Source organism: Brevibacillus sp. FW306-2-1A-C05A, assembly GCF_058781555.1.
Genome location: NZ_JBYSWV010000086.1, coordinates 1 through 9,388 on the forward strand (window position 1 = coordinate 1; position 9,388 = coordinate 9,388).

Genomic DNA, 9,388 nt, shown 5'->3' on the forward strand with positions numbered 1-9,388 from the left:
CCTTCTTGGGGTGAAGTCCTTTTTTATGCTTTTCAAGTGCTTGATACGAAAGGGCTCAGAAATCTGCAAAAGGCTCAAATATAAAAGTGCTACGCAGGTCAAACGAATTGTCGAAAAATATACGCCGCAGCTCCAACTGTATGCTTATGCAGTAGAAAAATTGTTGCATTGGCGAGTAGACCGTGCAGGCTTGTATATGACAGCTACAGGGAGTTACATGGAGGTGCCTTGTGACTTGCAAGCTAGGGAGAATTTATGGAAAAAAATGCAGATCCTTTGGACGAAAGCTGACAGTCGGTCCGAAGAAAAGGAAAAACGCCTTTTTTCATGAGGAGAAAGGCGTTTTCGACTGTTGGCATATGAAGGAAAAAGAGGGGAAATACCGAATTTATCCAGTGTAAGAACGGAAAGTGCGTTGATTGAAGACCCGGCAAAGGGGACTAGCAAGGAGGAACAACCATTGTTTGAGGAACTGAAAGTGGCGGAGTATCGCTTTACATTAGAGGCAGGGGAGCGGGGGCTGGAGTTACCAGCTTGGAAGGCATCTACCTTTCGCGGAGCGTTTGGCCACGTTTTCAAACGCTTGTCCTGTATGCATCCCGAGCAGGCTTGCGGCTCCTGTACCGCTTTATCCTACTGTGCGTATCCGTACGTTTTTGAAACAAGGCCGGACCAGGAGGATGGGTTTATGGGGAAATACGACCAAGTTCCCCGCCCCTATCTGTTCGAGGTGCCGCAGGATAAACAGACGCACTACGAGGCAGGCGACATGCTGACGTTCGATTTGCGGCTTTTTGGCAAGGCGATTGATTACGCGCCTTTGTTCGTGACGACTTTCAAAGAATTAGGACGAGAAGGGATCGGCAAAGGCAGAAAGCCGTATCGGCTCATTCATGTAGAGAACAGAGACGAGTATAACGGGAAGCAGCGCAGAGTGTACATGGAACATGAGAGCGGGATTGTACACCAGCCAATCGTCATCACGGGCAAAGAGATTATAGAGCGCGCTCGTACAGCGGAGGCGAGTGGAACGGGGAAAATCATGATTTTTTTCGAGACGCCTTTGCGGTTGAAATGGAAAGGAAAGTACACGGACGATATACAGTTTCATGTGCTGTTTCGCACCCTGTTGCGCCGTATGACGGGGTTGCTGCAATTTCATCATGATGTTGCGCCAGAGTGGCCGATTCGCGAGCTGGTGGAGCGTGCGGAGACAGTGAGGCTTGTCGCGAAAAAAGTGAAGTGGCTGGACTACGACAGATATTCTGCGAGACAAGATGTGAAAATGAAGATGGGGGGCGTCGTGGGATGGGCTGTGTACGAAGGGGAACTTGCGGAGTTTCTGCCGTGGCTGAAGGCGGCGGAGCGTGTTCACGTTGGGAAAAATACGGCGTTTGATTTGGGGCGAATAAGAGTAGGGGGCATGTAGAGGAATAATTGGAGCGGTGAAGGTAACGAAGCAGTTAGTTCGGTGGGATATAAGGCTGGGTGTTTTTCCTTTTGGATTAGTGCTAGAATTCCCACCGTTTTTTAAACAAGATGTAAAAAATTTAAGAATAAGGGGAGCTTGATTTTCCAATTTGTTATGGTATATTTTTGCTTTTGACCTAATAAATGGGACTGAAATTTATTTTTAAAGTTTGCAATCAAAAAAAATGACCCATCAAGGGGACTAAAAGTTAATGCCCAAAGCAGGAGGTGTTCGTATGCAGGATTTCTTTGCAGAGTTATTCGGCGCCAAAGCAGCAAGCAGTCCGATTGAGCCTTACCCTTACCAGAAAAAAGTCGCGGAACTGCTGATGCAAAGTCGAAATCTAGTCTTGACTGCTCCAACTGGTGCGGGAAAAACGTGGGCAGCTCTTTCTCCTTTCTTGTATGCCCGCAAGCAAAAAAGAGATTTTGCAGACCGAGTCATCTACTGTTTACCACTGCGTACACTGGCCTCTTCCCTCTACGAATCCACAAAAGACGCAATAAAAGGGCAACAAGTCACATCAACCCTCCAAATGGGCAACCAACCAAACGACCCACTGTTCCAAGGCGATGTCATTTTCACGACCATCGACCAACTGCTTAGCGCCTACATCGGACTGCCTTTCGGAACGTCAAAGGCAGCGGCCAACATTCCCGCTGGCGCGCTGATCGGCGCGTATGTCGTCATCGATGAATTTCATTTGCTTTCGTACACGGAAGCACTTCCGACATTTCTGGATATGATGAAGCGGCTGCACCCTTATACGCGCTTTTTGCTAATGACAGCTACTTCTCCGGAGCCTGTAGTGTCGGCGCTGGTGAAACATCTCGATGGCATGAGTGTGAAGCTGCAAACAGAAGAGTTGGAAAAGCTGTCAACGAGAACGCGCAGCCTGTACTGGCGCGACAAGCGGATGAGCGGGCAGGATATCGCGAACAGGCACCGGGGCGGACGGACATTGGTCATTGTCAATGAGGTCAAGCGGGCGCAAAGTTTGTATTTCGAGCTGACGAGCATCTTGGAAAACGAGGGACGGGCGATAGAGGTACGCGTATTGCATTCGCGGATGTTCCCTAAACACCGAGAGACGGTTGAATCTTGGGTATGGAAAACTTTTTCCCAAGAATCGAAAGAGGAAGCGATCCTGATCGCGACCCAAGTAGTAGAAGCGGGGCTAGACATTTCCGCCACCCTGCTGCTGACAGATTTGTGCCCCGCCAACGCGCTGTTGCAGCGGATAGGCAGGTGCGCCCGTTTTGCCGGGCAGGAAGGGACGGTAGAGGTGTACTCGCTAAGGGAAGGAGGCGTGGAACATTTTCTCCCTTATGTCTCCAGGCAGGGCAAAAAGGAAGAGAACGACGACTACCAGGTGATGCTTCGAACGGAGCGGGTGCTAAAGGAGCTTGAGTCAGGGACGATTTTGACGCATGAGCTGGAAAAGCAATTGATCGAGACCGTACACGGCGAAATCGACCGAAAGCGGATCGAGCTGGTCATGCATGACTTGTTTTTGCGGGAAGACCAGATTTCCCGTGCTTTGATACGCGGAGATGCCGATATGGGCGAGCTGGTTCGGGCGATCGACAATGTGTCGATGATTATCCACCATTCGCCTGATGAAGTGGATTTGCATCGGAAGCCGGAAATGGTGTCGATGGGACGCAGAGGGCTGTACTTTTTCCTCAGCGGTTTAGAGTGGACAAAAGAGGAATGGGAAAACAACCGACTCATTTTTGTTCCCCGGTTTCCGGACGCACAGGATATTTCAGCTCGTGTTACGTGGGAGCCGATCCAATCGCCAAAAGAAGTCCTCGCGCATATGACGGTACTTTTGTCGCCTAAGCTGGCGAAGTACCATGCGGTTGTCGGATTGCAGCTTCAAAAAGCGTCGTTGAACTGCGCAGAAGCTGACGAGCGGGTGTCGGAATTTTTGGAGAGCGGGGAAAAGGCATCTATTCAGCGTTTCAGCTACCAGCGGGAAACGTATGTGGAGCATGTACAAGACGTTCGTGCACGAAACAGAGAACAGAGTGGGAAGTATTTACAGGCAACCAATTTTTTGTCCAGAAGGTTTCGAATGACTCCCGAGCAGATAGAGGAAATAGCCGATCTGGCGACTGCTCTGCACGATGTGGGCAAGCTCGGGGTGGAAGTACAGCGCAAAATGCGGCGCTGGCAGACGGAGTACAAACAAAAAGAAGAGCTGGAATTGCTGGCCCACACCGATTTTGACGGTACGAATCCGGAAGAGCGGGATGCTTATCGCACCGGGAATTACAGGCCACCGCATCACGCCGTGGAGGGAGCGGTCGCCTTGCAGGAATGGTGCGGCAAGACGTTTGACAGGAAGATTGCCGTCCCGATCCTGCTTGCCATCATGCGCCATCACAACGCTTACAGCAAGGAGTCCGAAGCCATTGTCTTTTGCAAGGGAGCCAGAGAGCATGTGCGAAAAAGCTTGCAAGGCTTGCCGTATGAGCCCTTCTTGAAGCCGCAGTCGATTCGGCATCGTCTGGACGAGCTTGTGAGCTGGCTGCGAAACAACGACGTGCTGGCCCTGTACTGGTATTTGTCGCGCAGATTGAGACTGGCGGATCGGGCTTCTCAGCAGGTGAAAAACGAGAAGAACAACGGGAAGGAGGAAACAGATGTCATGCTATCGTGAGTTTTACGTCGGGAAGCGGACCGGAACCTATGCCGATACGCTTGCGGCAGTGGGCTTGACGAAAATGCTCTGGGCGTTGCAAGGAGGCGGCGACGCGGTGGTGACCGTGACAGAAGAGAGCAGTCGCTTTTGCGTAACGCTGGCGGAGCCAGTCGAGCTGCACGCAGAAAGAGTCTCCGTATTGCAGCGGGACCCGCTCTATTCGTTTATCGTCACAAAGCCTGGGGAAAATGCTCCCGACGGTACCGTCCCCTTTGATTATGTGGCAAACAAGGCGATTGCCGATGCCTATCGCGAGGCACGTAAGCGGAAAAAGGCAGGGGAAGAGCAAGACGAACTGCACGATGTGTCACCAAAGTTTTACGTCTATCAGAAAGTCAACATTTTGCAAGGAATCAGCGCCCGGAACAAGTTGCTGGAGGAGATTGTCGCAGCCAAACAAGAAGAGCTGGCTCAGGCAGTTGTTGCGAAATTGGCAGCTCTTGCAAACGGGCGGCTTGCTAGTGAGGCTGCAACCAAATTCAACCCGAAAGTCGCTGCCGTCCAAGTGTTCAATCCGAGCGTAGGAAAAGGAATTAACCGCCTGAAAGCAGACGGTGCAGGGCGTGGTCCGTTGCCGTCTGCGTTTGTCGACTGGTTCGAGGAATGGCTGCGCTTTATTGGCTCAGATGTCGTCCTGTCCGGCAATTCGATTGGCGACGACATCAAAATGAACGTGGTGGTTCCGGCAAGAGCGAGCTACCGTCACTTGAGCGAGCTGGAACAACTCAAGTTCAGCTATGTCCGTACATCGCGGAAAGCAGATATATTGGCTGTATTTGACCTTGTGCTCTTTCTGATGGATAAAGCCGATGTTCCGACAGGCACGGATTGGGCTTACAGAGTACAAGTTGGCGAGGCGCCCAGGGATGTGTTTTCGGCTGTGCAGACTGCCTATTTCAAATCGCTAGGTTCAGCCAAGCCCATTTCCAATATCGCGAGCATCGGCTTGCCGCAATGGTTTAGCGTGCAGGAGGAAGCGCATATCGTCCGCTGGAAAACGTTTATTGAGGAGCATCGCGGTGTTTTGTTTTTGCTGGATGAGGACAAGACAGAAGAAGCCGAGCTGCTCCATCTGTACCGCGATTTTCTTTCCGGCGATGATTGGCTGTCGTTTCTCCGCTTCCTGGGCAGCTACGGTTGCTGGAGCATGAAGCGCAGGGAAGCGAAAAAACCGACGAGGTCGTTTGTGAAAAAACATTTGGAGGAGTTGTTTACGTTGAGCCAACCTCGGTTACCTGTGGTAGAAGTGATCAACAACAAAGGCTTTCAAAACATCGCCAAGGCGATCAGACAAGCGACGGTCAGCGAGCAGTACGCCAAAGCAAAAGGCAGACAAATTTTTGAAATCAAATACGGGCTGTTTCAGGAAATCAAAAGAAAGGCGAAGTTTCGCGAGGAGCTGCTCGCGGTCATTAGCGAATTTATTAGCGAGTTCAATTATGAGAACGCCAGGCGCGAGGAACAACTGCGGGAAGCGCCAGGCCGTCGCCGCAAACGGGTATCCATGCAAGATTTGCAAGAGTTTGCCGAGCTCTTGGACCGTTTTCCGAATCAAAAGGAAACAGAAGCGATTGCCATGCTGCTGATCGCCTTTGCTTCGTGCAAAGATGACAAAGGCACGGATACCGAAGATCAAGAGGCAGATTTGGCTTATACCAATGAGGAGGTAGAAATATGAGCGTCCCTTTTCAATCGCTGTCCATCTCAGGATTGCTGACTCTCGATATGCATGCGCTGAACAACGAGGGAGCTGAGGGCAATCAGCTTCAGACACGCATGGTTCACATTGTGGATGGAGATGGTCAGCCAACCGTTGTCAATGCGATTTCCGGCGATATGCTAAAACACATGCAAGCCGAGCACTTGCACGGGATCGCGGTGGAAAAAGGCTTGCCGTTGTGTGCAGGCTGCCAGAAGTTTAATGCAAACCGGATTAATGCGGACGGCGATTTTATTCAAACGCTTGGAGATAAAAATGCCATTAGCGATACGGTGAAAAAAGTTCTCCAGCATTGCGTCGTGGATGACCTTGAAGGGGTGTTGATTACTCAAGGCGGACGCTCTACCCCACGCAAGTCGACGGTCGAGTTTGGATGGATGGTCGGGCTCCCTGACAAAACAAGAACCGAATCGTATTTTCACGTGAAATTCGATCCGAATCGGGGGCAAGGCTCTGGCGGTGAATCTGGCGCTAACCTCGGACAAAACATTTTTTACAGACCTGCCAGCTCCGGGGAGTATGCCGTTGTCATGAATGCGGAATTATCCCGAGTCGGCTTCAATGATGTAGAGCGGGAGTACCAGATTCCGGCGGAGGCTCGCAAGGAGCGAGTGAAGGCGCTGCTCGAAAGTGTCTTGCTCACGTTTATCAAGCCGCTTGGCGCGCACAGAAATACGCAATTCCCGCACATCGTGAATTTTGCAGGCGTTGTCTCTGTTTCTACTTCTACGGTGCCAGCTCCGACAGTCAGTCCTCTGAAAAAAGACTTTTCCCAGGAGCTGCAGAGTATCCAGGCCCAACTGAATCGCTTGTATCCGGAGACGATTACTACTTTCCAGTTTTCGTCCCAGGCTGAATTTACAAAGATCATGGTCGACCTGATCGAACAGGTAGGGTAAATGTATGTGGCTGGTGACGACGTACTCGCCTAACTCCCTGTTTTCTCTGCGGACATCTTCTTCCACGAGTTCCGGAGGAAAAACGAATCTCGTTCCGACCATGTACAGCGTGAAAATGGCGCTGCTGGATGCGGCTTTTCGCAAAGGGGTCGAGGGAAAGGAAATTTTTCCGTGGATTCGCGATCTGGATATCCGGTTCGAGCCGCCCAGGCAAGCGATTGTGAACAACAGCTTCATCAAAATTCAAACCGAGCCAAAGGACAAAAAGACGGGACCTGCTTTTATCTCCTCCGTAGGGTTTCGCGAGTATGTTTTCTTCGACGGCGAGCTTGCCATTGCCATCCAAACAAAAGGGCTTGCCGAGCAGCAGTTGTCTTTGTTGAAGGAGCTGCTTCTTCACTTGCATTATTTGGGAAAAAGGGGAAGCTTCCTGCAAGCGGTGAGCCAAGAGGTACGCGAGGAATTGGGGCAAACGTTTAGCGCCTTGCTGGGCGAACAAACCGCATTCAGTGAATGCGTGGTGATGCAATACCTCGACGACATGGGGCCAAAGGCAACTTTTGAGAGTGTCAGCTCTTTCGATGGAACCAGTGCCAAAATGGGCCGGGACCGGATTATGAAAACGGTGTTCATTCCGTATCAACAGAAGCGAGCAAGCAGGGATTTTACTTGGTACACTCGTGAGGAAAGCTGAGCGGTATGGTTGTGGAAGGGGAGGGAGATGAGGTTTGCCTCCCCTTGTTTATGATAGAAAAGCGATGGGCTGTAGTGCTTTGCTTTCGGGAAGAAGGGAGGGTGGGTCTTATAAAAGGGAAGGAAATGATTTATTATGGTCGTAAGGGTACATGATTATACGCCTGAAAGTGAATGCTAATGGCAGGACACAGTCGGTTGCAAGTGGAGAAACAGTGACTTTCGAGGATCGGGCCTGTTTTTGGACAGAAAGGGAATGCTCGAAAATAGTCAAGGATATTGAGAGCTTTGACTGCGAGTGAAGCCTTGGGATTACTGGGTTTGTTCATGCCGGGCGAGGTCGGTTACATTGAGGACCCGAGGAACGAGGGGACTGAAACTCCGCCAGCCGCCGCGTCCGGGCACGTAGTCGATTCCGGTTACATTGAGGACCCGAGGAACGAGGGGACTGAAACTCCACAACAAAGGAGGCTGTCTCTGATACGCCTGTGAGTTACATTGAGGACCCGAGGAACGAGGGGACTGAAACCGTCTTCGTCACAGTGTCGTAGATGTCTACGAGTCTAGTTACATTGAGGACCCGAGGAACGAGGGGACTGAAACTGGTGAACGGATCGCAAGAGGAAAAGACGGCAAGACGGTTACATTGAGGACCCGAGGAACGAGGGGACTGAAACTGGTAGCATGATCGCTGATAAAGTCCGAGCAGTTACCGTTACATTGAGGACCCGAGGAACGAGGGGACTGAAACTTTAAAAATTTACGTAACCGCAAATCAACTTGCCAAGTTACATTGAGGACCCGAGGGACGAGGGGACTGAAACGTCTCCACTACGTCCTGCTCGCGTCCGGTTGCGACCTGGTTACATTGAGGACCCGAAAATAAGGAAACTGAAATACCAGAACCAAAATCCTCCTGGTTCCATCAGACAGAGTTGTGTTTAGGACATGAGTGGAACGGTGCAAAACTTGTATTCACCCCCTACTTTTAATAAACGAACAGTTCAGTAAAATGGCTAGGATCGTCCGTCTACTGCGCGGGGCTATGCAGCATCTTAGAATCTCAGCTCAATTTGTGCAATTCATGCTCGTAAACCTGCAAGGCCAGTAAATGGAGCTAGTTTGCATACTTTTCCATAGCTCCACTCTTGCAAAACAAAAGACACATTGGCCAACTGAAGTAGCCCGTCCAACTGATAATTTTCCGTCAGCCGATTTCGATAAAGTTTAAGCCGGCTGACGGCTTTTCAGTTTTCTTCTGCATTTGCACGAAATAATCTATAGGGGCTGAGCGAAAAACGCTCTGAATGGCTATCCTTCTCGTTTTCAATTACGAGCGTATAAACAGGAATGGATTCCTTGCGCGTCCCAGTTGCAAACAGTCGTTCTCCCATAGCAAAGAGAATATCCACATTTTTCGATCATCCAGAATTTAGGGACGATTTGCTGAATGCAATCCTGCCGCCCAATTTCAGCACATCGGATCAAATACGGGGTGACTCTCGGATGGGAGACTCTTTCTTTTGGGAAGCATTCTTCGGGATATCGTTCAAATAGTCAGCCAGGGGGTTGTTCAAATGCAGTAGCCAAGGCATCCAGATGTCTTATGTCAGCGGGCGGTTACTCCCCAAAATATCGCTGTGATTGGTCCCGACAGCGCATTGAGTTTGCTTAGGGTATAGCCGTATTGTTTTTGGATTTTTTTCTATCTCTGAGAGGAAGGAACGTTGCAACGGTTCTTGCAGCCTTATAGATAATACCTTCTGATTGTAAAAATTGATTTGTTTGGACGAGTTTCTCTCTTGGTGAATACTGGGATATTCAAAATTCACTTAGAATGCTGAGTCAAGGGAATATTGGGCGATGGATGGGAATGGCTGTTGAAGGGGAAGAGG

The 9,388-nt window shown here is 50.3% G+C and carries 6 protein-coding genes and 1 CRISPR repeat array; all 6 genes read left to right on the forward strand.

From position 1 onward, the window contains the following. Nucleotides 1–331, forward strand: a 331-nt coding sequence (locus AC3WJN_RS25115; protein WP_492329349.1) for a hypothetical protein, incomplete at its 5' end; no start/stop codon positions are given. 129 nt (nucleotides 332–460) lie between these two features. Further along, on the forward strand, nucleotides 461–1,429 hold the full coding sequence (cas6, locus tag AC3WJN_RS25120; protein ID WP_007778797.1) for a CRISPR system precrRNA processing endoribonuclease RAMP protein Cas6: 969 nt from the start codon (nucleotides 461–463) through the stop codon (nucleotides 1,427–1,429). A gap of 277 nt (nucleotides 1,430–1,706) precedes the next feature. Then, a complete protein-coding gene (gene cas3, locus AC3WJN_RS25125) occupies nucleotides 1,707–4,139 on the forward strand; it encodes a CRISPR-associated helicase Cas3' (protein ID WP_007778800.1) in 2,433 nt (810 codons plus the stop codon). Beyond that, nucleotides 4,123–5,859 (forward strand): hypothetical protein, encoded by a 1,737-nt coding sequence (locus AC3WJN_RS25130; RefSeq protein ID WP_007778803.1) that lies wholly within the window; start codon nucleotides 4,123–4,125, stop codon nucleotides 5,857–5,859. Before cas3 ends, AC3WJN_RS25130 begins: the two co-directional genes overlap by 17 nt. After that, nucleotides 5,856–6,800, forward strand: coding sequence for a DevR family CRISPR-associated autoregulator (locus AC3WJN_RS25135; RefSeq protein WP_007778808.1), 945 nt, complete (start codon nucleotides 5,856–5,858; stop codon nucleotides 6,798–6,800). The genes AC3WJN_RS25130 and AC3WJN_RS25135 overlap by 4 nt, the downstream gene beginning before the upstream one ends. Before the next feature lie 4 nt (nucleotides 6,801–6,804). Then, nucleotides 6,805–7,494 carry a hypothetical protein gene (locus AC3WJN_RS25140; protein WP_007778811.1) on the forward strand — a complete coding sequence of 230 codons (690 nt, stop codon included), beginning with the start codon at nucleotides 6,805–6,807 and terminating at the stop codon, nucleotides 7,492–7,494. A gap of 342 nt (nucleotides 7,495–7,836) precedes the next feature. Beyond that, a CRISPR array of direct repeats spans nucleotides 7,837–8,317; the repeat unit is 37 nt; unit sequence GTTACATTGAGGACCCGAGGAACGAGGGGACTGAAAC. Nucleotides 8,318–9,388: the final 1,071 nt, after the last annotated feature.